The sequence below is a fragment of the Flavobacterium sp. NPDC079362 genome (genome assembly GCF_050267765.1).
Lineage (GTDB): Bacteria > Bacteroidota > Bacteroidia > Flavobacteriales > Flavobacteriaceae > Flavobacterium > Flavobacterium azizsancarii.
In genome coordinates this window covers 159,129-183,584 of sequence record NZ_JBNNFM010000006.1, presented here as the reverse complement: position 1 = coordinate 183,584, position 24,456 = coordinate 159,129, and the positions used below count along the sequence as shown (strand labels likewise).

23 protein-coding genes and 1 pseudogene are annotated in these 24,456 nt (G+C 33.6%); 10 read left to right on the top strand and 14 right to left on the bottom strand.

Translation table 11 applies throughout. The annotated features are described in order from the left end of the window. The first annotated feature begins 145 nt into the window (after positions 1 to 145). The gene (locus tag ACQKCJ_RS08525; protein WP_427401803.1) at positions 146 to 1,105 is read left to right on the top strand and encodes a quinone oxidoreductase family protein; all 960 of its coding nucleotides are present in this window, start codon (positions 146 to 148) and stop codon (positions 1,103 to 1,105) included. A gap of 197 nt (positions 1,106 to 1,302) precedes the next feature. Here ACQKCJ_RS08525 and ACQKCJ_RS08520 read toward each other — a convergent pair whose 3' ends face one another. Further along, positions 1,303 to 2,394, bottom strand: a complete 1,092-nt coding sequence (locus ACQKCJ_RS08520; RefSeq protein WP_427401802.1) for a DUF6630 family protein — start codon at positions 2,392 to 2,394, stop codon at positions 1,303 to 1,305. A gap of 9 nt (positions 2,395 to 2,403) precedes the next feature. Next, positions 2,404 to 3,963, bottom strand: coding sequence for an NAD(P)/FAD-dependent oxidoreductase (locus tag ACQKCJ_RS08515; protein ID WP_427401801.1), 1,560 nt, complete (start codon positions 3,961 to 3,963; stop codon positions 2,404 to 2,406). Positions 3,964 to 4,254: 291 nt separating this feature from the next. Here ACQKCJ_RS08515 and ACQKCJ_RS08510 point away from each other — a divergent pair, with 291 nt between their 5' ends. Next, positions 4,255 to 4,494 (top strand): hypothetical protein, encoded by a 240-nt coding sequence (locus ACQKCJ_RS08510; protein ID WP_427401800.1) that lies wholly within the window; start codon positions 4,255 to 4,257, stop codon positions 4,492 to 4,494. Between the two features lie 51 nt (positions 4,495 to 4,545). On the opposite strand, the gene recQ is transcribed toward ACQKCJ_RS08510, so the two are convergent. Further along, positions 4,546 to 6,741 (bottom strand): DNA helicase RecQ, encoded by a 2,196-nt coding sequence (gene recQ / locus ACQKCJ_RS08505; RefSeq protein ID WP_427401799.1) that lies wholly within the window; start codon positions 6,739 to 6,741, stop codon positions 4,546 to 4,548. 86 nt (positions 6,742 to 6,827) lie between these two features. Here recQ and ACQKCJ_RS08500 point away from each other — a divergent pair, with 86 nt between their 5' ends. The 5 genes from ACQKCJ_RS08500 to ACQKCJ_RS08480 all read left to right on the top strand — a co-directional run bounded on the left by ACQKCJ_RS08500 (position 6,828) and on the right by ACQKCJ_RS08480 (position 10,076). Continuing rightward, the gene (locus ACQKCJ_RS08500; protein WP_072960929.1) at positions 6,828 to 7,793 is read left to right on the top strand and encodes a KpsF/GutQ family sugar-phosphate isomerase; all 966 of its coding nucleotides are present in this window, start codon (positions 6,828 to 6,830) and stop codon (positions 7,791 to 7,793) included. Continuing rightward, complete coding sequence (tatC, locus tag ACQKCJ_RS08495) at positions 7,793 to 8,608, top strand: twin-arginine translocase subunit TatC (RefSeq protein WP_072960806.1); 816 nt, start codon at positions 7,793 to 7,795, stop codon at positions 8,606 to 8,608. Before ACQKCJ_RS08500 ends, tatC begins: the two co-directional genes overlap by 1 nt. Then, entirely contained in the window at positions 8,601 to 8,954 is a 354-nt protein-coding gene (locus tag ACQKCJ_RS08490; RefSeq protein WP_072960803.1) for a carboxymuconolactone decarboxylase family protein, read from the top strand. The genes tatC and ACQKCJ_RS08490 overlap by 8 nt, the downstream gene beginning before the upstream one ends. 87 nt (positions 8,955 to 9,041) lie before the next feature. Next, positions 9,042 to 9,782, top strand: a complete 741-nt coding sequence (gene lptB / locus ACQKCJ_RS08485) for an LPS export ABC transporter ATP-binding protein (RefSeq protein WP_056255108.1) — start codon at positions 9,042 to 9,044, stop codon at positions 9,780 to 9,782. 72 nt (positions 9,783 to 9,854) lie between these two features. Next, a complete protein-coding gene (locus ACQKCJ_RS08480; protein ID WP_072960800.1) occupies positions 9,855 to 10,076 on the top strand; it encodes a DUF5808 domain-containing protein in 222 nt (73 codons plus the stop codon). 62 nt (positions 10,077 to 10,138) lie between these two features. Here the strand turns inward: ACQKCJ_RS08480 and ACQKCJ_RS08475 are convergent, their stop codons facing one another. Together ACQKCJ_RS08475 and ACQKCJ_RS08470 are read right to left on the bottom strand one after the other, a co-directional pair. Beyond that, positions 10,139 to 10,996 carry a glycoside hydrolase family 25 protein gene (locus ACQKCJ_RS08475; protein ID WP_427401798.1) on the bottom strand — a complete coding sequence of 286 codons (858 nt, stop codon included), beginning with the start codon at positions 10,994 to 10,996 and terminating at the stop codon, positions 10,139 to 10,141. Between the two features lie 10 nt (positions 10,997 to 11,006). After that, complete coding sequence (locus tag ACQKCJ_RS08470) at positions 11,007 to 11,723, bottom strand: CDP-alcohol phosphatidyltransferase family protein (protein ID WP_427401797.1); 717 nt, start codon at positions 11,721 to 11,723, stop codon at positions 11,007 to 11,009. A 393-nt stretch (positions 11,724 to 12,116) separates the two neighbouring features. Between ACQKCJ_RS08470 and ACQKCJ_RS08465 the strand changes: the two genes are divergently transcribed. The 3 genes from ACQKCJ_RS08465 (at position 12,117) to ACQKCJ_RS08455 (ending at position 14,736) form a co-directional block, all read left to right on the top strand. Then, positions 12,117 to 13,253 (top strand): DUF4105 domain-containing protein, encoded by a 1,137-nt coding sequence (locus tag ACQKCJ_RS08465; RefSeq protein WP_427401796.1) that lies wholly within the window; start codon positions 12,117 to 12,119, stop codon positions 13,251 to 13,253. A gap of 448 nt (positions 13,254 to 13,701) precedes the next feature. Next, entirely contained in the window at positions 13,702 to 13,878 is a 177-nt protein-coding gene (locus ACQKCJ_RS08460) for a hypothetical protein (protein WP_427401795.1), read from the top strand. A gap of 9 nt (positions 13,879 to 13,887) precedes the next feature. Next, complete coding sequence (locus tag ACQKCJ_RS08455; RefSeq protein ID WP_427401816.1) at positions 13,888 to 14,736, top strand: IS110 family transposase; 849 nt, start codon at positions 13,888 to 13,890, stop codon at positions 14,734 to 14,736. Between the two features lie 192 nt (positions 14,737 to 14,928). Here ACQKCJ_RS08455 and ACQKCJ_RS08450 read toward each other — a convergent pair whose 3' ends face one another. From ACQKCJ_RS08450 to ACQKCJ_RS08410, 9 genes and pseudogenes are all read right to left on the bottom strand, one after another. Continuing rightward, the gene (locus ACQKCJ_RS08450) at positions 14,929 to 15,813 is read right to left on the bottom strand and encodes a hypothetical protein (RefSeq protein ID WP_427401794.1); all 885 of its coding nucleotides are present in this window, start codon (positions 15,811 to 15,813) and stop codon (positions 14,929 to 14,931) included. Next, positions 15,813 to 17,246 carry an MBOAT family O-acyltransferase gene (locus ACQKCJ_RS08445; RefSeq protein ID WP_427401793.1) on the bottom strand — a complete coding sequence of 478 codons (1,434 nt, stop codon included), beginning with the start codon at positions 17,244 to 17,246 and terminating at the stop codon, positions 15,813 to 15,815. The genes ACQKCJ_RS08450 and ACQKCJ_RS08445 overlap by 1 nt, the downstream gene beginning before the upstream one ends. Before the next feature lie 235 nt (positions 17,247 to 17,481). Further along, on the bottom strand, positions 17,482 to 19,449 hold the full coding sequence (locus tag ACQKCJ_RS08440) for a polysaccharide biosynthesis protein (RefSeq protein ID WP_427401792.1): 1,968 nt from the start codon (positions 19,447 to 19,449) through the stop codon (positions 17,482 to 17,484). 84 nt (positions 19,450 to 19,533) lie between these two features. After that, on the bottom strand, positions 19,534 to 20,418 hold the full coding sequence (gene rfbA, locus ACQKCJ_RS08435; protein WP_427401791.1) for a glucose-1-phosphate thymidylyltransferase RfbA: 885 nt from the start codon (positions 20,416 to 20,418) through the stop codon (positions 19,534 to 19,536). A gap of 85 nt (positions 20,419 to 20,503) precedes the next feature. After that, positions 20,504 to 21,349: a dTDP-4-dehydrorhamnose reductase gene (rfbD, locus tag ACQKCJ_RS08430; protein ID WP_427401790.1), complete on the bottom strand. Its 846-nt coding sequence runs from the start codon at positions 21,347 to 21,349 to the stop codon at positions 20,504 to 20,506. Beyond that, on the bottom strand, positions 21,349 to 21,897 hold the full coding sequence (gene rfbC, locus ACQKCJ_RS08425) for a dTDP-4-dehydrorhamnose 3,5-epimerase (protein ID WP_427401789.1): 549 nt from the start codon (positions 21,895 to 21,897) through the stop codon (positions 21,349 to 21,351). Before rfbC ends, rfbD begins: the two co-directional genes overlap by 1 nt. 8 nt (positions 21,898 to 21,905) lie before the next feature. Continuing rightward, positions 21,906 to 22,961: pseudogene (locus ACQKCJ_RS08420) on the bottom strand (DegT/DnrJ/EryC1/StrS family aminotransferase); the annotation flags it as partial. Between the two features lie 73 nt (positions 22,962 to 23,034). Next, a complete protein-coding gene (locus tag ACQKCJ_RS08415) occupies positions 23,035 to 23,460 on the bottom strand; it encodes a hypothetical protein (protein WP_427401788.1) in 426 nt (141 codons plus the stop codon). Then, positions 23,457 to 24,422, bottom strand: coding sequence for an MraY family glycosyltransferase (locus ACQKCJ_RS08410; RefSeq protein ID WP_427401787.1), 966 nt, complete (start codon positions 24,420 to 24,422; stop codon positions 23,457 to 23,459). The genes ACQKCJ_RS08415 and ACQKCJ_RS08410 overlap by 4 nt, the downstream gene beginning before the upstream one ends. Positions 24,423 to 24,456: the final 34 nt, after the last annotated feature.

The following is a 24,456-nucleotide window of genomic DNA, read 5'->3' as shown; positions in this document are numbered from 1 at the left end:
TTTTTTATGTTTTTTTCCCACAGATTAAAAGATTGTCACAGATTACAATCAAATTGAACCAAGTGTTAAAAACCATTTTAATCCATTTAATCTCTGGCAATAAGAATGATTTTTACCGTACTTTGCATCTCTAAACACACTATAAATGAAAGCACTTACCTTCTCTTCTTTCGGGACTTCAGATGTTTTAGAATATATCGAAATTCCGAATCCTGAATTAAAAAGCGATGAGATTTTAGTCGAAATGAAAGCCATCGGATTAAATTTCGCTGATGTTTACCGACGCAAAGGAAATTATCATTTAAAAGGGAATCCGCCTTTTATTGCGGGCTATGAAGGTGCCGGAATTATTGTGAATGCAAACAATCATCCGGAATATAAAATTGGAGATCGCGTGGCTTTCGCCGATGTTCCTTTTGCAAATGCAGAATTAGTAGCCGTAAATACAAACCATGTTCTTCCTTTGCCGGAAGCCATTTCTTTCGAAACTGCCGCTTCCATTTTATTGCAAGGCCTGACAGCACATTATTTAGCAACAGACAGTCACAAAACCACAAAAGGCGAAACAATATTGATTCATGCCGTTGCTGGTGGAGTCGGGCAATTACTAACTCAAATCAGTAAGTCACTAGGCGCTAATGTTATTGGCCTGACCTCATCTTCTGACAAGGCCAAAGTTGCCATTGAACAAGGAGCGGATCATGTTTTTCTATACAATGAAGACTGGAAATCAGCTATTTTTAAAGTGATTGAAAAAGGTGTCAATGTCGTTTACGACAGTATCGGAAGTACTTTAATGGATAGTTTTGAAGTGACCAAAGAATGCGGACAAGTCGTTTTCTTTGGGATGGCCGGTGGAGATCCTGAACCCATAAATCCAAGAATGCTAATGGATACTTCTAAAACCCTAACAGGTGGCGACTTGTGGAGCTACTTAGTTTCTAAAGAAGAAAGAATCAAAAGAGCCAGTCAATTATTTGACTGGATTATCGAAGGAAAAATCAAAGTTTCTGAACCTACTTCTTTCAAATTATCAGAAGGAAAACTGGCGCATGATTATCTGGAAAGCCGAAAAAGTACCGGGAAAATAATTTTGATTCCTTAACAGAACTAAATATTTTTTTTTCGCCACGAATTCAAGAATTATTTGCAATGCATTTTCACGCAGATTTTGCAGATTCAAGCTGATATCCGCAGATTTAAAATTAAATTTTCAACCAATCTATAATCTGCAAAATCTGCGTGAAAATTAATTAGTAAATTGCTTCGCCTATTCGCTATCGCTCGGGTCATGGCAATTAATCACAAACTATCTACCTCAATTTTTGTCAATTCAGACAATTGTAAAATTCTGGGAACATCATTTTTATTGGCCACAAAAAACAAATAGTTATCTCCGTGAGTATCATAACTCATCAATTCTAATCCTCGTTGCTCTAATGCCGACTGAATGTAAGGAAACAAATCATGACTATAGGTTTCTTCCGGATAATCGAAATTAAGATCTTCGCCTATCATTTCCGAAATGAAATATTCTGCATCTTCAGGGTCAAATTTCCAGTCGCTGTTCCAAGCATCAATACTTTCGAAGAAATCCCATTGTCCCTGAACAATTTCGTGATATTCCGTATGTCCTTTTTTAAAATTCTTCAAAAGTTTCTTTGATTGCTTCTGAACTAATTTTTCGTCTACATCTCCTCTTGAAACCAATTTTATAAATTCTTCAAAAGTCTCCTGCGTAACCTCAACCTCTTCCGGCAATAAATTTTCCCGTGAAGGAAGCTCAATACTTTCCGGTAATTCGATATTCAGATGCTGGCAAATTCCCTGCAAAATCCTTTCAAACTCTTTGAAACCTAATTTTTGAGCATCATTTTTTGGCTCCTTTATATCAATAGCTTCCGCATCTAATATTCCTTTTGTATAATCAAGGAAATAACTATTGTTATAAAGCATCTTGAAATCGTTTGTTTCCAAACTATTCGTACAACAAAAGAAGATGACAAAATTATGCAGGATATGCTTAAAATATTTTTTCGCTTCTGCAGTTGGCTCTGTATAAAACTGAATATGAATATAGTCATACTCTAATTCCTGAAGCATTTGTTCCTCAGAAACAGGCCCTATATTAATCTTTTTATAGATTTCGTTTAAAACTTCGTAAGCATTTTTGAAACCGCTTTTCTTAATCTCAGCTCTTCCCTCGTCATGATCAAAAGAACTTGGAAACGAATACAGACTTACAGAAACCGTATCATGAACTCCTTTCATTTTAAATTCAAAATTATTATTCCCGTTATACAACTCTGAATAAATAGCATCCATAACATCAAACGAAACGATCGATTTTGGATTATTATTTCTACCAAACAAATTCAAAAAAAAGTCTTTCATCAAAATATATTATTTTAAAGTTTCAGCAATCATCAAGGCACATTTTTCGCCATCAATAGCGGCCGATATAATTCCGCCCGCATAGCCGGCTCCTTCTCCACACGGATACAAACCTTTTATTTGCAAATGCTCATACGTTATTGGATCTCTTGGAATACGAACCGGAGACGAAGTTCTGCTTTCCGGCGCATGCAAAATAGCTTCATTGGTCAGATAACCACGCATAGATTTTCCGAATTCTTTAAATCCTTCGCGTAAAATCTGTGATAAAAATCCCGGAAAAACCTGCCCCATTTCTACCGAAGTTGTTCCCGGTACATAAGATGTTTTCGGAATATCTGCTGAAACTTTATTTTGAGTAAAATCGATCATTCGCTGTGCCGGAACTCTTTGAGTTTCCCCAGCCAGATGCCATGCTTTTTGTTCGATACTTTTTTGAAATTCCATTCCGGCCAAAGCACCAAATTTTGCAAAAGGTTTAAAATCTTCCAGTTTCAATTCTATAACAATTCCTGAATTTGCCGTAACCTGATCGCGCTTAGATGGCGACCAGCCGTTTGTAACTACTTCGCCCGGACTTGTTGCGCAAGGCGCGATTACACCTCCCGGACACATACAAAACGAGTACATTCCACGGCCGTTTACTTGCTTTACAATAGAATACGGTGCAGGAGGCAAATGCTCGCCACGATAATCACAACTGTATTGAATACTATCAATTAATTCCTGCGAATGTTCTGCACGAACTCCCAAAGCAAAAGGTTTCGCTTCGATAAAAATTTTCTTTTTATCTAATAATTCAAAGATATCACGCGCTGAATGCCCTGTCGCTAATATTAGTTTGTTCGAAAGAATCTTATCTCCGTTTTGAGTAACAATCCCTTCTACTTCATTATTTTTTACCAAAATATCCGTTACACGGGTATCAAACAAAACCTGTCCGCCAAACTCGATGATTTTATTTCGGATATCTTCGATAATTTTCGGCAATTTATTGGTTCCGATATGCGGATGTGCTTCTACCAATATATCCTCAGAAGCACCAAAAGCTACTAAAAGCTCCAATATTCTCGTTACATCGCCACGTTTTTTAGAACGTGTATATAATTTTCCGTCAGAGTAAGTTCCTGCACCGCCTTCTCCAAAACAATAATTAGAATCTTCGTTGACCAAATGATCAACATTTATTGCTTTTAAATCACGTCGGCGACCCCGAACATCTTTTCCGCGTTCGATTACAATTGGCTTTAAACCTAATTCGATTAATTGCAAAGCGGCAAAAAGTCCCGCCGGACCGGCTCCAACCACAATGACTTCCTGAGCCGAAGAAACGTCCTTATATATAGGTAGCTCTATTTTAGTTTGCTGAAAAGTCTCTCCTTGTAAATAGATGATCACTTTCAGATTGATTTTTATCGCTTTTTGACGCGCATCAATAGATCGTTTTAAAATAGAAATATGTTGAATTTCCTTTGGAGAAACCTTTATTTGTTTAGACAAATAGTCTTTTAGCAGCAATTCGTTTGCCGCTATTTCCGGAGTTACCTGAAGTAAAAGTTCTCTTGGCATTTTGTTTTATTTATTCAATTAGCTTTTCTATTTATGAAAAGAACATGCAAAAATAACATTTTGAAATGAAATATACCTTAACTGTAAAATTTGCACGCAGATTTACAAAGATATAAGCAAAGTTAGCAAAGCTTTATTTTTTTATCGCGCAAAGTCGCAGAGTCGCAAAGAAAATAAAAAATTTGTCTGTATATTAAACAAAATTTACCCTTAATTCTACAGTAAGTTATTAATCTTGCCAAGAAAGACTTTGTATCTTTGCAACTCCGAACCTTTGCACCTTTAAAAAAAATGTCTAGAAAAATAAAACTAATTTGGGATTTTCGCGGTCCGGCTGCTGCAAAAACAGCTGAGCATCATGAAATTCATTTGAAAGAATATATTGTGATCGAAAAACTTCCTTTAAATATTACAGGATTTAAAATCGTAAACGATATGCATGCCACCGCTTTTATGGTAGCAACTGACGAAAATATGATTCCCATAAGAGATGCTTTAAAACCGCATCGCGGGGAAGTTTATACTGAGTAAAATGTGAGATGATCGTATCGATACTTTTTACATCTCACATTTAACTTATAACTAATTCGCTACTTCACTAATAAACTTAATTCGCATTAGTCGTAACTCATCAATATCATAATCGCCATCGAATTCTTTAAGAGCGTCTTCGATTTTATCCGATTCTGATTCCATGAAATAATCGTGAATTTCTTCCTGCTGATCTTCATCAAGCATATCATCTACCCAATATTTGATGTTCAGTTTCGTTCCGGCATACACAATCTGCTCCATCTCTTTGATCAAAGCATCCATCGAAAGTCCTTTTGCAGATGCAATATCACTCAATGGTAATTTTCTGTCTATATTCTGGATGATGTATAATTTATTTACCGAATTAACTCCGGTAGATTTCACGACTAAATCATCAGGACGAATAATATCATTATCGTCTACATAACGGTTAATCAAAGTAATAAACTCATTACCATACTTCTTGGCTTTTCCTTCTCCAACACCATGAATATTATACAATTCAGGTAAGGCAATAGGATATTTTAAAGCCATATCTTCAAGAGAAGGATCCTGAAAAACAACAAACGGAGGAACCCCAAGTTTTTTGGCTACTTTTTTACGCAGCTCGCGCAACATTCCCATTAAAACTTCGTCTGCAGTTCCTGAAGATTTTGATGCCGTTACGATTGCTTCATCTTCAGATTCATTATACTCATGATCTTCAGACATCATAAATGAAACTGGTTTCTTGATAAAATCCAAACCTTCTTTAGTGATTTTCACCACACCATAAGTCTCAATATCTTTAGACAAATAACCTGCTACGAGAACTTGTCGCAATAATGCCATCCAGTATTTCTCGTCATGATCTGAACCTGAACCAAAAAATGATTGCGTGTCTGTTTTATGGGCTTTAATCACAGCGTTTACACGACCTATTAAAGTAAACACAATTTCTTTTGACTTATAAATATGCTTGGTATCACGAACAATTTCCAGCAATTTAACAGCCTGATCTTTCGCTTCGACTTTGGTTTTAGGATTACGAACGTTGTCATCCATATCAGCACCTTCACCGGTTTCGCTGTCAAATTCTTCACCAAAATAGTGCAATAAGAATTTTCGGCGTGACATAGAGGTTTCGGCGTAAGCCACAACTTCCTGCAATAATGCAAAACCAATTTCTTGTTCTGCCACAGGTTTCCCGGACATGAATTTTTCGAGCTTTTCTACATCTTTATAAGAGTAATACGCCAGACAATGTCCTTCGCCTCCGTCACGTCCCGCGCGACCGGTTTCCTGATAATAACTTTCTAGTGATTTTGGAATGTCATGATGAATTACAAAACGAACATCCGGCTTGTCTATTCCCATACCAAAAGCGATTGTTGCCACCACCACATCTACATCTTCCATCAGAAACATATCCTGATGTTTTGCACGGGTTTTAGCATCTAAACCTGCATGATAAGGAACAGCACTGATACCGTTTACTTGTAAAACTTCGGCAATCGATTCTACTTTTTTACGGCTTAAGCAGTAAATAATTCCGGATTTGCCTTTATGTTGTTTGATAAACCGAATAATATCCGATTCTATATTTTTAGTTTTTGTACGAACTTCGTAGTATAAGTTGGGTCTGTTGAATGATGCTTTGAAAGTATTGGCATCAGACATATCCAGGTTTTTAAGAATATCTTCCTGAACTTTTGGGGTTGCAGTTGCAGTAAGCCCAATAATAGGCACCTGCCCTAATTGTTTGATAATATTTTTCAGGTTTCTGTATTCCGGCCTGAAATCATGACCCCATTCTGAAATACAATGTGCTTCATCGATAGCCACAAACGAAATAGGCACACTTTGCAAAAAAGCCACATACTCTTCCTTAGTCAGAGATTCCGGCGCCACATACAAAAGCTTGGTCAAACCAGAAGTAATGTCTTTTTTTACCTGTGCAATTTCTGTTTTAGTAAGAGAGGAATTTAATACATGCGCAATTCCGTTTTCTGAAGAAAGACTTCTAATAGCATCAACCTGATTTTTCATCAAAGCAATCAAAGGCGAGACAACGATAGCTGTTCCGTCCTGAATTAAAGCGGGTAATTGATAACAAAGAGACTTTCCTCCACCAGTAGGCATAATTACAAAAGTATTCTTTTGACTTAAAATACTTGTAATGACTTGCTCCTGCAAGCCCTTAAATTGGCTAAAGCCGAAATACTTCTTTAATTCCTTGTGTATTTCAATTTCGTTTGAATTCATTCTTTATATTAAGGGTATTTTGTATAAATTTGCAACACATAAAGATACAACTTTCTTTTATACATACAAATTTAAAATATCCTGTTTTGATCACAAAAGAAAATATATTGGCGATTGCCAAGAAAACCATACTCTCTGAAAGTGAAGCAATTACAAAGTTAATTGATTTTTTGGACGAAAATTTTTACGAAGCTGTCCAGCGTATTTACGAAACTAAAGGTCGTCTGATCGTTACCGGAATCGGAAAAAGCGCGATAATTGCTCAAAAAATGGTAGCCACTTTTAACTCTACCGGAACGCCATCTATGTTCCTGCATGCGTCAGAAGCCATTCATGGTGATTTAGGAATGATACAAAACGAAGATATCATTATCTGCATTTCAAAAAGCGGCAACAGTCCCGAAATAAAAGTTTTGGTTCCGTTATTAAAACGCTTCGGAAACACCTTAATCGCAATAACAGGAAACACAACTTCATTTCTGGCAAAAGGTTCTGACTACGTGTTGAATACAACCGTTGAAATGGAAGCCTGCCCAATAAATTTAGCACCAACAAACAGCACCACGGCACAACTCGTAATGGGTGATGCGCTGGCAGTTTGTTTGATGGAAATGCGTGATTTTAAACCGGAAGATTTTGCTGTTTACCATCCGGGCGGAGCTTTAGGCAAAAAATTATTGCTTCGTGTAAAAGACATGATTGAACATTCGTTAAAACCAATGGTAACGCCGGATACCTCAGTTAAAAAAGTTATTTTTGAGATCTCTGAAAAACGATTAGGTGTAACAGCTGTTATCGAAAATGATAAAATTATCGGAATTATTACTGACGGAGACATCCGAAGAATGCTAAATGACGTAGATACTATTGCTGACTTAACTGCAAAAGATATTATGTCAAGAAATCCTAAATCAGTATCCTCAGAAACTATGGCCGTTGACGCCTTAAATATTTTAGAAGATTTTTCGATTACGCAACTGATTGTTGCAGATAATGGTGAGTACAAAGGAGTATTACATTTACATGACATTTTAAAAGAAGGAATCGTATAATGGCAAAAAAGAACCTTGGCGAGATGTCGTTTTTAGACCATCTTGAAGAATTAAGATGGTTATTAGTAAGAAGTACCATTGCAATATGCATCATGGCATTTTTCACTTATTTTATCAGTGATTATTTATTCGATCAGATTATTTTAGGCCCAATCCGACCAACATTTTTTACTTATGTATGGTTTTGTGATTTATCTCATGCACTGGGTTTCGCTGACAGTATCTGTATTACTGAACTGAATTTTATCATTCAGAATACAGAAATGGAAGGACAGGTAAACATTTTTGTATGGATGTGTCTTTTAGCCGGTTTCATCCTTAGTTTCCCTTACATTTTATGGGAACTTTGGAAATTTATCAGCCCCGCTTTATACGAGAAAGAAAGAAAAAATGCCAAATTATTTATATTCACTTCTTCCCTGCTTTTCTTTTTAGGAGTGTTATTTGGCTATTATGTCGTGATTCCGATGTCTGTTAATTTCGTTGCCACTTTCTCTGTAAGTGATGTGGTAAAAAATCAATTTACACTTGATTCTTATATGGGAATGGTAAAAACAAGTATTCTCGCAAGTGGATTGTTTTTTGAATTACCAATTATTATTTATTTCTTAACCAAATTAGGATTAGTTACTCCTGATTTCTTAAGAAAATACTGGAAATATGCTGTAGTAATTATATTAATTGTTGCCGCAATTGTAACTCCTCCGGATGTAGTTAGTCAAACTATTGTAGCAATACCAATGTTGATTATCTACGAAGTGAGTATCCTGATTTCAAGGATTGTCTATAAAAATAAATTGAAAGAAAATGTCTGATATCATACAAGAATTTAACGATTATCGTTCTAAAATGAACGAAAAACTACTGGCTGACAACAACAAAATTGTAAAGCGAATTTTTAACCTTGACACGAATGCTTACGCTCCCGGAGCTCTTGACGTAAAAACAAAAGAGCTTTTAGGATTAGTTGCATCTGCAGTTTTACGCTGTGACGATTGTGTAAAATATCATCTGGAAACCAGCCATAAAGAAGGTGTTACAAAAGAAGAAATGATGGAAGCAATGGGAATCGCAACTCTGGTTGGAGGAACTATTGTGGTACCTCATTTACGCAGAGCTTACGAATTCTGGGAAGCTCTTGAGGAAGCTGAAACTAAATAATTGTTAATAGGTTTATTTGTTGAATCGTTTATTCGTTAATTTGTGGCGAATAAACGATTCAAACGTTTAAACGATTAAACTAAAAAAATGAAATTAAGAGCCGATAATTTAATCAAAACCTACAAAGGCCGCAGCGTCGTAAAAGGAATTTCTGTAGAGGTTAATCAAGGAGAAATTGTTGGACTTTTGGGCCCTAATGGTGCCGGAAAAACAACTTCTTTCTACATGATCGTAGGATTGGTAAAACCAAATTCAGGAAATATCTATCTGGACGATCTGGACATCACCGATTATCCGATGTACAAACGTGCGCAACAGGGAATTGGCTATTTAGCTCAGGAAGCTTCTGTTTTTAGAAAACTAAGTATCGAAGATAATATCCTTAGTGTTTTGCAATTGACAAAACTTTCTAAAGAAGAGCAAATTGCAAAAATGGAAAGTTTAATTGAAGAGTTCAGCTTAGAACATATTCGCACTAACAGGGGTGATTTACTTTCAGGTGGAGAGCGTCGCCGTACTGAAATTGCACGTGCTTTGGCAACAGATCCTAAATTTATTTTATTAGATGAACCTTTTGCAGGAGTTGACCCTGTTGCAGTTGAGGACATTCAGAGAATTGTGGCACAATTGAAAAATAAAAATATCGGAATCTTAATTACGGATCACAACGTTCAGGAAACCTTAGCAATTACGGACAAAACCTACTTAATGTTTGAAGGAGGAATTTTGAAAGCCGGAATTCCGGAAGAATTAGTTGAAGATGAAATGGTGCGCCGTGTCTATCTTGGTCAAAACTTTGAACTTCGTAAAAAGAAACTTGAATTCTAAATCAGTATACAGTCGCAGTTTTTAGTTTACAGTTTTCTGAAATTGAAAATAGTGACTGAAAATTACAAAAAAATGATACCACAAAAACCAACTCAACAAGATTACAATAATTGGCATAATGACCCAAACAACTGGCATTTGGGAATGTTTTATCACAACAAACAAGACAAAAGAATGTTTGTTCCTAAGAAATTAAAATGGGCCGGTTTCACTATTAATTTTGCAAATCAGAAAGCGATCCTCATTACAATTGCATTTCTTTTTTTCCTATATACGCTTACACAGCTTAAATAAAAAAGTTTTCAGTCTCAGTTTACAGTCTCAGTGAAAACTGTAAACTGAGACTGAATACTAAATTAATCCACTGTTATAAACTGCAACTGCTGCAGATCACCGTTGTAAATATTCACATCTACACGATGTTTGATTCCCGGCAATGATGCTTTTTCTGTGAATTGCCAAAAAAGCCAATCGTCTTCGATTTTCTCTCTATAGAAATTGTAATTGGCAATCCAAAACAAGTATTCCCCAAACTCTTCTTTCAGAAAATCACTATAATAGCGCTCTCCGGAATAAATTATAGGACGCACCTGATAATGCGCTTCAACTTTATTTAGCCAGCGTTTTAAACCCTTTTTTAAACTATCCAAAGGTTGGTTCTTAGGCAATCTTTCGATATCTAAAACCGGAGGTAAATCGCCTTTATGCAATTTTACTGTTTTAATAAAAAGATTGGCCTGCTCGATAGAATTTTCGTTTGGCCTGTAATAGTGATAGGCTCCACGTATAATTTTATACTCTTTTGCTCCTTCCCAATTTTTCTTAAATTGCCTGTCCACTCTGTCATTTCCAGCAGTCGCACGGATAAATACAAATTTTACAGGATATTTTTCATCCAGAACTTCTACTTCATCCCATTGCACTTTTCCCTGAAATTCAGATACATCAATGCCTATTACTTTTCCTTTATGATTTTCGAGAACCCGGATATTACGAACGTCTGAAAGATGTTTATCAACCGCATCTTCATCTAAAACTTTATTCGATTTAAAACCCAAATAATACGCAAGTCCATCACGATAATGATACACCGCAGCAAAGAACAGTAATACAAAAAAAGAATAAATAATGAAACGAATTACTCGCGCTAAAATCGATTTCTGAGGTTTCGCTTTCCGGGAATATGGAGTTCGTCTTGTCGTTTTTCTTGCCATTAAAATAAGACTACTTTTTCAAAAATATATTATTCACAACTGATAACAACACGTAAAAAATGATAATTAACGGAATTGCAATATATTGAAGCGTAATTAACAATAATAATGAAACCAGTAAAAACACAATCTGAAGGACATTATCTTTTACCGTAAATTTCTTTATTTTTAAAGCAAATAAAGGAATTTCAGCATTTAAGATATAAGCGCTACATAATGTTATACCTAATAAAACCCAATGATTGCTCAAAATTTCGAAAATCACTAAAGAATCTGAAAATTGTAAAACCAAAGGAAGGCTCAGAATAAACAAAGCATTTGCCGGCGTTGGCAGTCCAATAAAAGAATCTGTCTGACGCGTGTCAATATTAAAATTGGCCAGTCTGTAGCAAGAACCCAAGGTTACAATAAATCCCAAAAAAGGAATAATAGAGGATGCCATCAGATCATTAGGGTTTGCACTTTTTAAAAACATAGTATACATAATATAACCCGGCACAACACCGCTGGTTACCATATCTGCCAAAGAGTCCAATTGCAAACCAAGCGGACTGGAAACCTTGAATAATCTGGCAAAAAAACCATCAAAAAAATCAAAAAAGATTCCTAAGCAAACCATGTAAAAAGCCATTAAATAATCGGCTTGTGAAACAAAAACAACGGCGACACAACCACAAAACAAATTGATTAATGTGATTAAATTAGGAATGTGTTTTTTAATATTCATGGTCTAAAGTTTTATTTTTTGCAACGACAAATTTCGCATAATTATATGAACAATTCACACTATTATCTAAAATAATCAAACTAAAATCAAAATGAATTCATCAGAAAGATTACGTGATTTTAACAAAACCATTTTATAATAAGGAGTTTTTGATTATAAATTTCGACTTTCGGAATATTTATCAAAAGGAAGAAGTTTGCTGACTAAAAAATTATATTTTTGGTAAAAATTAGAACACACTCACGTTTACTAAAAATAACCGCCGAAGTACGTTTTTGCATTTTTATTGTTTTTTAAATTGTACATCACAATACGGACAAAAAGTTCCAAAAATATATTTAGCTATCTTTAGATAAAAATTATAAAACCATAAACTTCTTAAAATTTTAAATCATGAAAAATGTCATTTTCAAAAAAACAATTTTTAGTTTACTATTATTACTAGGTTTTATTGGTTTTAGCCAAAGCTTGCCTTTATCGAAAGAGGCAAAAATAAGCGTAATTACATGCGGATTAGGGAATGAAACCTATTCGTATTTTGGTCATACTGCTGTACGCGTTGCAGATCCCGAAAACAATATTGATATCGTTTACAATTATGGGAATTTTGATTTTAGGACACCCAATTTTGTTGCCAAATTTGCAAAAGGAGATTTACAATATTTTGTAAGTGTGCGTTCGTTCTCTGATTTTATAAATGATTATACCACTGAAAAAAGAAGCGTTTTCGAACAGGAACTTCTTATTTCCCAAGATCTAAAACAAAAACTTTTTGACAATTTAAATGCTACTTTAGCTCTTGAAAACCGCTATTATACTTATAAATTTATTGATAAAAACTGTACTTCAATGGTGGCAGATATTATCAATAAATCACTAGACGGGGAAGTCATCACCAAAAAAGGCGATACAGACCAAACATACCGTTCGATTTTATTTCCTTATTTCAATGGCCATTTTTACGATCAGTTGGGGACAAGTATTATTTTTGGAACAAAAGTAGATCAGCCCGGCACTAAGATTTTCCTGCCGTTTGAATTAAAAAATAGCTTAGAGAAAACTACTTATCAAGACCACCCTTTGGCTGCTAAGACTAAAACTTTATTGACTTTCGAAAAAGAAACCGCGGGCTCATGGTGGAACAACGTTTATACTTACCTCATCATATTAGGTTTTGTAGTTCTGGCGCACAACAAAATAGTGGACAAAATCTATCTTTTGATTTTATCTTTTATCGGAATCTTTTTTGTTGTAGTTGGATTTTATTCCCTTCACCAGGAACTGGCAATGAATTATAATGTACTTTTATTTAGTCCATTATTGTTGATTTTGATTTTCTTCTCTCTTATAAAAAACAAAAGATGGACGTATCGCTTCGCGGTTTTACATCTGTTATTCTTAATCTTTTACACCATTTTCCTGATCAACAAAGCACATTTTCTGATTGTTTTACCAATGATCATTACCAGTGGATTTGTTCTGGTAAGAGTGGCGATTCGAAATAAAAAACGTATTCCGATAATTATCTAAACCGTTTATGGCTTTTGTAGAATAAACTTTTAAAAATTACGAATTGGTGTAATCGTTTTAACACATACAAACATAGCTTTTTTTGTAACTAAAAATAAGGCGTTTCACTTGTTTAAAATACACAAAGCACACTATGTAAAAGAAATATGTTTTTTTTTCGCATTCTCTTTTACACACATTACCTATGTTTCTCCTATGTTTGCGAAGTTATGGATTTTTAGAATTAAAGTCAATAAATTTGAAAAGTGAAGTGAAAGAGAATGAGAGCACATATGTATTTAAATAGTTCAAAGAAACATATTGTCACATAGAAAAAGCCTCATTCTTTTTTATCTTTTAGAGTCTGAACAGAATGTAAGGAATTAGGTAAATCTTAATATCCAGAATATCCAATTAGGAGAAAAGACGAAGGAAGATTCATCACTTTATAAAATTAAACTTTAAAGTTATGAAAGAATTAAAACAAGTAGTAGGTATTGATGTGGCTCAAAAAGAATTAGTAGTTACCTTAGGTAGAATGTTTGATGATTTATCTACTGAATTGTATGCTTATAAGGTTTTTAAAAACACAGAAAAAGGTTTTGTATCTCTTACAGACTGGGTAAAAAAGCTAAGCGATGAATAGGTAAAAGTTATTTATGTAATGGAAGCTACAGGAGTTTATCATCAAAGATTTGCTTATTATTTAGACCAAAATGATTATCAGGTTAGTATTGTATTGCCAAACAAAATTAGTAATTATATCCGAAGCTTAGACCTTAAAACTATTACTGATAAAACGTGTTCACAGGCAATCGCTCAATTTGGATTAGAAAGGCAATTAGATTTATGGAAACGCCCAAAAAGAGTTTACAAAAATCTACAGCAATTACCCCGTGAAAGAGACCAGATAGTAACAGAACGAGTTGTAGTGAAAAATCAGTTACATGCAGAATTATCAGAAGCTGAACCCAATGAGAATAGTTTAAAACGAATAAAGTCACGCATTCGATTTTTGACTAGTCAGGAACAAGAGATTAAAGAAGAGATCAACGATATTGTGAGAAGCGATGAAAATCTAAAAAAAGAAATAGACATCATTTGCACATTGCCTGGGATTGGAGAATTGACAGCAGTGATAATTTTAGCAGAAACAAATGGGTTTGAATTGATAAGAAACAAAAAACAATTAGCAAGCTATGCCGGACTTGATGTAAAAGAAAAACAATCTGGAACCTCTATAAAAGGGAAATCCCGAATATCTAAAAGGGGAAATAGGAGTTTGCGCGGAGCCATGCATTTTCCAGCTCTATCGGCTGTGAAATGGGATGATAATTTTAAAGAGTTATATTCTCGATTAGTATCAAAACATGGAATAAAAATGAAGGCATTGGTAGCGGTTCAAAGAAAACTATTAGCCATGACTTATGTTTTATTCAAAAATAAAATGACTTATAACAAAGACTATGAAAAACAAAAAATAGCGTGTAAAGTTAAAGAATAACTTAAACACGCTACAGAGTCTAGCTTAAAGCTGACTTAGAGACAAAAATATAAAAAATTATAAATATAATTTGGAAATCAACACAGAATCTATGTGTTTAATCAAATATTTATTAGTATCGTATTAAACAACCTATCAGCTGAATACAACTAATAAACACGAATTAGTACTGATTTTCTAAGATTGAAAAGTTTATTTTTTTCCAAAAAAGTCAGACAATATTCGTGCTGTAAAAATTTTAGCTCCGGCATCATTCATATGCCCACAAGAAGAAAAGTATTTATCTTCCTGCACTACGTTTTCATAATTATGAATTTCAGGATATGCTTTTTTTACTTTATCAAAATAATTCATTCCTTTTACATTCTCGCACATCGGCGTCATTACCGCGATAAAATTAATATTATTCGCTTTGCAGATATTTTTGATTTCTTCGTAATACTTATTCTTCGGCAACGGATTGAGATTAACAATATTATTTTTCATATTGCCGTTCTTATGCTTCACCAGAGGATAATATCCCAAATTGTCTAAAGCATTTGTCAACTCGCCTTTTATGATCTTATAAACCTCTCTAAAACCTATTTTAGAATCGTATTTTATATACCTGTAGAAAGGCAGATAATACAATTCATTAAAATTATCCTGAGCTGAGAAATGTTTTTCTATCACTTTTGAACTATGAATGTACGGTAAAAATTTTGCCGCAACTCCATCAGATTCCTTATCGTTAGAAAGATTCAAATCAGCTTCCAGAATAACGTTCTTAATTTCATATTTTTTTTCGATCATTAGCTTGAGCATTAATGATGCTTCAAACAAATGTCCGCCACTCATTCCGTAATTAAATGTTTTCAAACCTTTGTCTTCGAACATTTGCGATACAAAATGATTATTTGCACGTGATGATCCCAGGATAACTACATCAAACTTTTTTGCTTTAGAATTAAAGACCGTTTCAATTTTTCCTCTGTTTTTAGACTGCAAAAAAACATACGTATACATACCATCCAATGCAACAGCAATCAAAAGTGTGATGATTAAAATTCGAAGCGCATAAAATAAAAACTGTTTCATTAAAACTGAAAATATATAAATTCTTTATAATCCGAAAAGGTCCCAAGAGCTATAATAGCTGCAATTGCCAAAGCTACTTTTAGCATGCTTCTTTTACCTGAAAGAGGTTCTACTTTGGTTCTGTTATTCCACTCCACTAAAACAAACAAACCAATTACAAGCAGTAATTCATAACTGTAACGTTCATTATCCAGATATTGAAAACTAAAATCCCGGTTCACAATCATGCGTTTTAAATACAAAACAGCATCTGTAATTGTCCTGGCCCGAAAAAACACCCAGGCAATACAGGTTATCGAAAAGGTTATCAAAATATTAAAAATCACTTTTACCGAATCAAAATTCCAGGAAACTTTAATTACGTCAATATTATTCCGATTACTATTTGATAACAGTAACGGTAAAAAATAAATTGCATTTATAAATCCCCAGGCCAAATACGTCCAATTGGCGCCATGCCAAAACCCGCTTACTACAAAAATGATAAACGTATTTCGAATTTTCATCCAGATCCCTCCTTTGCTTCCGCCTAAAGGAATATACAAATAATCGCGGAACCAGGACGAAAGCGAAATGTGCCAGCGTCGCCAAAACTCCGCAATATCTCTTGAAAAATAAGGGTAATTGAAATTACGCAGTAAGTCTAACCCAAACAATTTTGACACTCCTAACGCGATATCTGAATATCCTGAAAAATCGCCATAAATTTGAAAAGCAAAATAGACTGCCCCAAGAATCAATGAAAACGAGTTCATAGTGGTATAGTTATCAAAAATAGCGTTAGCATAAGTCGCGCACGTATCAGCAATAACCACTTTTTTGACCAATCCCCAGATGATCTGATAAATTCCTTCTTTAGCCGTTTGAAAATTAAATACTCTTTTTACTTTTACCTGAGGCAACAAATGTGTTGCTCTTTCTATTGGTCCGGCAACCAGCAGTGGAAAGTAACTCACAAATAAGGAATAATCTATAAAGTTATATTCGGCTTTTATACGCTTTAAATAAATATCGATGACATACGACAATCCATGAAACGTATAAAACGAAATTCCGACCGGAAGAATGACATTTAACAATATAGGACTGGCTTGTATCCCAACCGAGTTTAATAATTCTGAAAAAGAGGCAGCAAAAAAATTGTAATATTTAAAAATCCCAAGAAAACCTAAATTGGTTAATACACTCAGCCAAAACCAAAATTTCCTGCTTTTATCTGATTTTCCTTTTTCTATCTGAATTCCGGTATAATAATCAAGAAAAGTAGAAAAGACCAATAAGAACAAAAATCGCCAATCCCAACAAGAATAGAAGTAGTAGCTGGCAACGATTAACAAAGCATTTTGGGTGCTTTTTGTTTTATTAAAAACAAACCAATACAGAAAGAATACGATTGGCAAAAAAACAGCAAATGCTAAAGAATTAAAAAACATATTTTACTTTAAAAAATGGAATTTGAAGTTGCAAAGAAAAGAATAATTCTTTACAAATAATTCTTTTATCGCTATGTGAGCAGCTTTATTTATTTGTCTCCTATACAGAGATACTACTTTAAGAACTACACTAACAACCTCCTTTAAGATTTAATCTAAAAAACAAAAAAGGCGTTTTCCTAAAAAAACACCTTTTAATATCATTTGAATCTAAAATTCAATTTACAATAAGAAACTACTTATCCAGAACTTCAAAAGCAGAATTCATACTTTTAAATTCAGGAACAATTTTTTTCATTTTGGTTACAATATCATCGTTATCGTAGAAATCGGCGATACCAATAAGCTCATCAATTTCAATATGCAAGTTTTCATATTCGTCTTGTATTTCCTGGGCAATCATAATTTTATTATGATAAGTTGGTAATGTTTTTGACGTATCATTCAATAACTCTTCGTAAAGTTTCTCTCCCGGCCTTAATCCAACAATTTTAATCTTGATCTCCTTATCAGGAATAAATCCTGCGAGTTTAATCATTTTCTTGGCCAGATCAATAATTTTTACCGGTTTACCCATATCAAAAATATAAATCTCACCTCCGTTACCCATAGCACCGGCTTCTAAAACCAATTGACATGCTTCAGGAATGGTCATGAAATAACGAATAATATCCTGATGGGTTATAGTAACAGGTCCGCCTTCAGCGATTTGTTTTGTAAACAAAGGCACTACGGATCCGTTTGAACCTAAAACATTTCCAAAACGGGTTGTGATAAATTTAGTAGCCCCATCAATGTTTTCTCTTTGATTTTTCAAAAATAAAGATTGAACATATTTCTCTGCTATTCGCTTACTCGCTCCCATTACGTTGCTAGGATTAACCGCTTTATCAGTAGAGACCATTACAAACTTCTTTACATGATATTTACAGGATAAATCAGCTAAATTTTTAGTTCCCTTAATATTGGTCTGAATAGCCTGCGATGGATTCTCTTCCATCAAAGGAACATGTTTGTATGCTGCAGCGTGAAAAACAACATGCGGACTATAGTTTTTAAAAACTTTCTCTAAAGCTTTTTTACTTCTGACATCAGCAATCACTGCTACGATTTTTGATTCAGATCCAATTGTTAATGTTTCTAAACATAAATTATGAAGCGGTGTTTCTGCATGGTCTAATATAATCACCATTTTAGGATTAAACCCTAAAACCTGTCTTACTATTTCACTGCCTATTGATCCTGCAGCTCCGGTAATAAGAACCGTTTTATCTTTTAATTGTTTCGAAATCGATTTACTATCCAGAACTATCGGTTTTCTCTCCAGTAAATCTTCAATCTGAATGTTTTTTACTTTTTGGGAAATTTCTTTTTGATTCTCCCAATCCGAAATTAGTGGAACTGTATATACTCTATAATTGAATTCTAAACACTGATCGACAATAATTAACTGTTCTTCTTTAGACAAACTTTTGTCTGCTATGATTACCCCTTCTGCAGCTACAGATCGCATTAGAGCCGGTAATTTTTTTCTTAAAATCAGAATAGGCAAATCTAACATTCGCTTAGATGCATTCTGATTATTTTTATCTACAAATCCAACAATTTTAAAACGGGAAGGAGTTTCAAATTTTAATGCATTGGCTACCGAAATCGCATTTGCATCTGTTCCGTAAATTACTGTTCTGATTAACTTAGAATTGGTTTTCTCAGAAAAGTACAACTCAAAAGTTTGCTTTACTATCACACGATACAAAAACAAACCACAAAATGACAATACCAGGTTAATAAAAAGCGCCGTATTTAAAAAGGCTTTGTGTCCTGTATACAATTCAAAAACTAAATTGAAAAATAAAAAAAACACCAAAACCGACATTTGAGAAAACAACAATTTTATTGCATCAATATACGAAGAGTGCCTAATAATACCGGAATAGGTTCTAAACAACCAAAAGAAAAATACGTTTATAACAATTAGACTAGCAACAAAATAAAACTGATGAGACGTAATAATATACCCCAATGCAGTTCCTTCAAACAGCATATAAGTAAATGTAAACGAAAAAATCAACACCATCACATCTATTGCAATGATGATCCATCTCGGCAAATAGCTAAGATTATTTATGCTCGTTCTTAAATTTCTTGGTGAGAGAAAATTATGTAACAAAGAGGTCATTTTGGTTTGTTTATCTGTATCCAATTTGGTATAGTTTAATTTTGTAAACTTTGTCTGTCTTACAAAAGTACAAATTAAAGGTTTTAAAAAATTATTTCCTGATCTAAATTAGATTTTAACACCCTTTTTCTTTTGTTTCAAAAATTCCAGCAAATAAGTACCATATCCGGATTTTACCAAAGGTAAAGCTAATTCTTCAAGCTGAGTATCATTTATAAATCCCTGTCTCCAGGCAATTTCCTCAATACAACCTACTTTTAAACCTTGTCTTTCTTCCAAAACCTGAACAAATTGTCCTGCCTGCATTAAACTGTTAAAAGTTCCGGTATCCAGCCAGGCGGTTCCTCTGCTCAAAATACCCACTTTTAAATCTTCTTTTTCCAGATATACTTTATTCACATCCGTAATTTCATATTCACCACGTGCACTTGGTTTAATATTTTTAGCGATCTCAACCACCGAATTATCGTAAAAATACAATCCGGGAACTGCATAACTGGATTTTGGCTCCTCAGGTTTTTCTTCGATAGAAATAGCTTTGAAGTTTTCATCAAACTCCACTACCCCATATCGTTCCGGGTCTGACACATGATAAGCAAAAACAACTCCTCCATTTGGTTTTGTATTTGACTTTAAAAGTTCCTGCATATTAGATCCAAAAAAGATATTATCTCCCAGTATTAAAGCTACATCATCATTACCGATAAACTCCTCCCCAATGACAAAAGCCTGAGCCAAACCGTTAGGAATTGCCTGTTCTGCATAACTAAATTTACAACCTAGAAACGAACCATCTCCTAATAGTTTTTTAAAATTTGGCAAGTCATGCGGAGTAGAAATAATCAATATTTCACTGATCCCTGACATCATCAACGTAGACAATGGATAATAAATCATTGGTTTATCGTACACCGGCATCATTTGTTTGCTCATCGCAAGAGTCAATGGATGTAAACGTGTGCCAGAACCTCCGGCTAAAATAATTCCTTTCATATATTTTGATTTTAGATTTTAGACTTTAGATTTTAGATTTCTTAATTATCGAAATGCTAAAATCAAATATTAAAATCATCTTTACTTATACAAACATTTTTTTTAAACTCTCTTTATAATTTGGAATTTCTAAATTATAAGTGGCTTTAATTTTTTTCTTATCCAATAATGAAAATTCAGGACGTTTTGCCGGAGTTGGATAGGATGCTGATGGTATCCCGCCAACATTACAACTGTATCCTCCCAATTCTTTAATGCTCAACGCAAATTCATACCAGCTTATTTCACCTTCATTCGAATAATTGTAAATTCCTGGAATCCATTCCGGAAATTCCAAAATAGCAATCATTGCCTGGGCTAAATCAGCTGCATAAGTAGGTGAACCAATTTGATCGTGAACCACGTTAATAGCCTCTCTTTCCTGCATCAAACGTTGCATCGTTTTCACAAAATTATTTCCAAATTTACTATAGACCCAGGAAGTTCGTATAATAATTGAATTTGGATTTTCTTTCAAACAAGCAATTTCTCCGGCTCTTTTACTTGCTCCGTAAACATTTACAGGATTAGTTTCCTTGTCTTCATTTAAAGCAATAGAAGAAGTACCATCAAAAACATAATCTGTCGAAATATGGATTAATTTTACATTATTGTCCTGGCTATATTTTGAAATTAATTCTACCGCTAAATGATTTATCGCAAAAGCCTGCTCTTTTTCATTTTCGGCTTTATCAACTGCTGTATAAGCACCACAATTGAAAATCACATCCGGTTGAATTTGATCTAACTGAGTCTCAAGAACATCTAAATCATTTAAAGTAATTTGAGTTCTGTCAGCAAAAAACCATTGATATTGATCATAATTTGATGATAAAACTGCTAATTCAGAACCTAACTGCCCGTTTGCTCCTGTTACAAGAATCTTTTTCATTAAAACAAACTATTACAACTGTCAATAAAAGGAAGTATTTGATCTTTTTCAGAAACAATTGCATCTTTGAGATCCATTCCCCAATCAATATTCAATGATGGATCATCAAATTTAATTCCTCCTTCAGAAACTTTATTATAAAACTGATCACATTTATACATTACCGATGCTGTTTCGCTAACTACAGAAAAACCGTGAGCAAATCCCTGAGGAACTAATAATTGTTTTTTATTCTCTGCAGTCAATAGAATGCTGAAAGCTTTTCTATATGTCGGAGACTCTTTTCTTAAATCAACCGCAACGTCTATAATTTCTCCTTCTAAAACACGAACTAATTTAGTTTGTGCAAAAGGAGGATTTTGATAATGCAAACCTCTTAAAGTTCCTTTTTTTGAAAAAGATTGATTGTCCTGCACGAAATCTATATCAATTCCTAAATCTTCAAATTTAGTTTTACTATAAGATTCAAAAAAATAACCTCTTTCATCTCCAAAAACAGTTGGTTCTACAACTACTAAGTTTTTTATAAACGTTTCTTCAATTTTCATATTAATATTTATTTTTTAAAAAAGTCAACTATAACTTCTCTAATTCTCTTTTTATCTTCTATCGACAAATTTGATCCCGAGGGTAAGCATAATCCTTTTTCAAATAAAGTTTCGGCAATCTTACTACCGTAATAGGGGTATTTTTTAAAAGTTGGCTGTAAATGCGTCGGTTTCCAAAGTGGGCGACTTTCTATATTTGCATTTTCAAGTGCAAGTCTCAAACTTTCTTTATTTCTATTTTTATAAGGTTCAACCAGAATAGTACTTAAACAATAGTTCGAAAAATAATTTTCATTAATACTCTCAAAAACATCTACTCCATCAATATACCTAAATATCTCCTTGTAAAAACTATTTATCTTTCTTCTGGAATCTACATTTTTATCTAAAATTTTCATCTGCCCCAATCCCACTCCGGCACAAATATTAATCATTCGGTACTTATACCCTATCTGACTATGTTGGTAGTGTACCGCTTCGTCTTTAGATTGTGCTGCATAAAAAATGGCTCTGTTTTTTAATTCTTTTGAATTAGTGATTAAAGCGCCTCCACTTGATGTTGTAATTATTTTATTTCCATTGAATGAAAATATTCCAAAATCTCCAAAGCTCCCGCATTTCTTCCCTTTATAAGAACTTCCCAAAGCTTCAGCACTATCTTCAATAATTGGAATATCATACTTATCAGCAATAGCATAAATTTCATTCACTTTACAAGGATTCCCATAAAGATGTACTGCTATAATTGCTTTTGGCTTTTTGCCTATTTTAATTCTATCTTTAATTGCAATTTCGAAATTTTCAGGACAAATATTCCAGGTGTCCAATTCGCTGTCTACAAAAATTGAGATGGATCCCTGATACAGAATTGGATTGGCCGAAGCCGAAAAAGTCATAGTTTGACAAATAATCTCATCTCCTTCCTTTACTCCTAACAAAAGTAATGCTAAATGAATAGCCGATGTACCTGAATTGAGTGCAGAGACAAATGATTTCTTACCAAGATAATTTTCTAAAGCACTTTCAAATTCATTTACATTTGGTCCGCCGGAATTGATCCAATTTGTTTGTAAAGCTTTTTAAATATACTCTTGTTCAAAGCCGCTTTGTTCAGATAAGGATAAATAAATTCGTTTATTATGCATTAATTTTCCAATAATCTGAAGCATAACGAATATCATCGTCACCAACATTTGCAAGCGGCAATGTTGAAAAAGAAATTAGTTTTGAATTATTCTCTAAAGATTCTATAGCATTAGCATAACCTGCCGGAATATGCACTATTTTACTATCATCTGCAGAAACAAAAATGGTTTCCACCGTTAATTCTTTCGCAGGATTTTCCCAATTATCAATTTTTACAAAATGTATATTGAAAGAACCAGTTAAGCAATAGAAATTTTTAACATCTAATTTGTGTCCTTGCCAGGCACGAATAGGATTCTCATCAGAATTACCAATGATGTAGAATCTCTCGATATCCTTAAACTTAAAATCATTAACATATGAAATAGTTCCGCGATGATCGGAGAAATTACCTCCCTGAATTATTTTTGGAATCATGCCTTTAATTTTAAATCGCTTTTATTTAACAAATAAAACTTAATGGTATATAATAAAAGTAATGGTGACATCACAATTACAAATAATAGGATATCATTAACTCTTTTATATAAAAATATAACTAAAGCTGAAACTGCACTTTGAGCGATTGCGTAGTATAAAGACACCAAACGGTGTTGAATTTTATATTCATTACTTAAAACCTGATACAAATGAAGACGATGTGCTTCGAAAATATTTTGTTTTAAGTATAATCGATGGAGAATGGTACAAATGGCATCAACACCATAGATCGCTAAGAACAAAAGCCATACAAGCGAATTTGTTACTAATATCAATTTCAAAACCAAATAAATAACCCAAAAAGCAATAGCGATACTGCCAATATCCCCGGCAAAACATTTTGCCTTTTTTCTATAGTTAAAAAATAAGAAAACTAAACTAGCGATCATCGCATACTTTATAAAAACAGCATCAAAGAAAAATTGAATGTTTTTGTTAACATATAATAATGCGCCCATAACGACCAAAGTATACAATCCTGTGATACCATTAATCCCATCCATAAAGTTATAAGCATTTATCAATCCTATGGCCAGGATATAGGCAATAGCAACTCCATAAAAAGGCATTAATGTAAATACATCTAAATCATAAAAAACCAAGGTAATTGCTAAAAAGTGAATTGAAATCCTGATTTTGTTAGACAAACTCTTAATATCATCCCAAAAACTAACTAAACTGACCAAAGTAATCCCAGTAAAGAAAAAGTAATTGGTCTGAATATTTTGCAAAAAATAAATTAAGGCAGAAAACCAAAAAATAATTCCACCGCCTCTTAAGGTAATTTCAGTATGTGAACTTCTTAAATTGGGTTTATCGATTATATTAAAATGATTTGCGGCTTTAAAATAAATCAGCATTAAAATTGTTAAAAAGAAAAAGATAATTACATACTCCATATATTCATAAATAAAATTTCTTTACATTACGTAC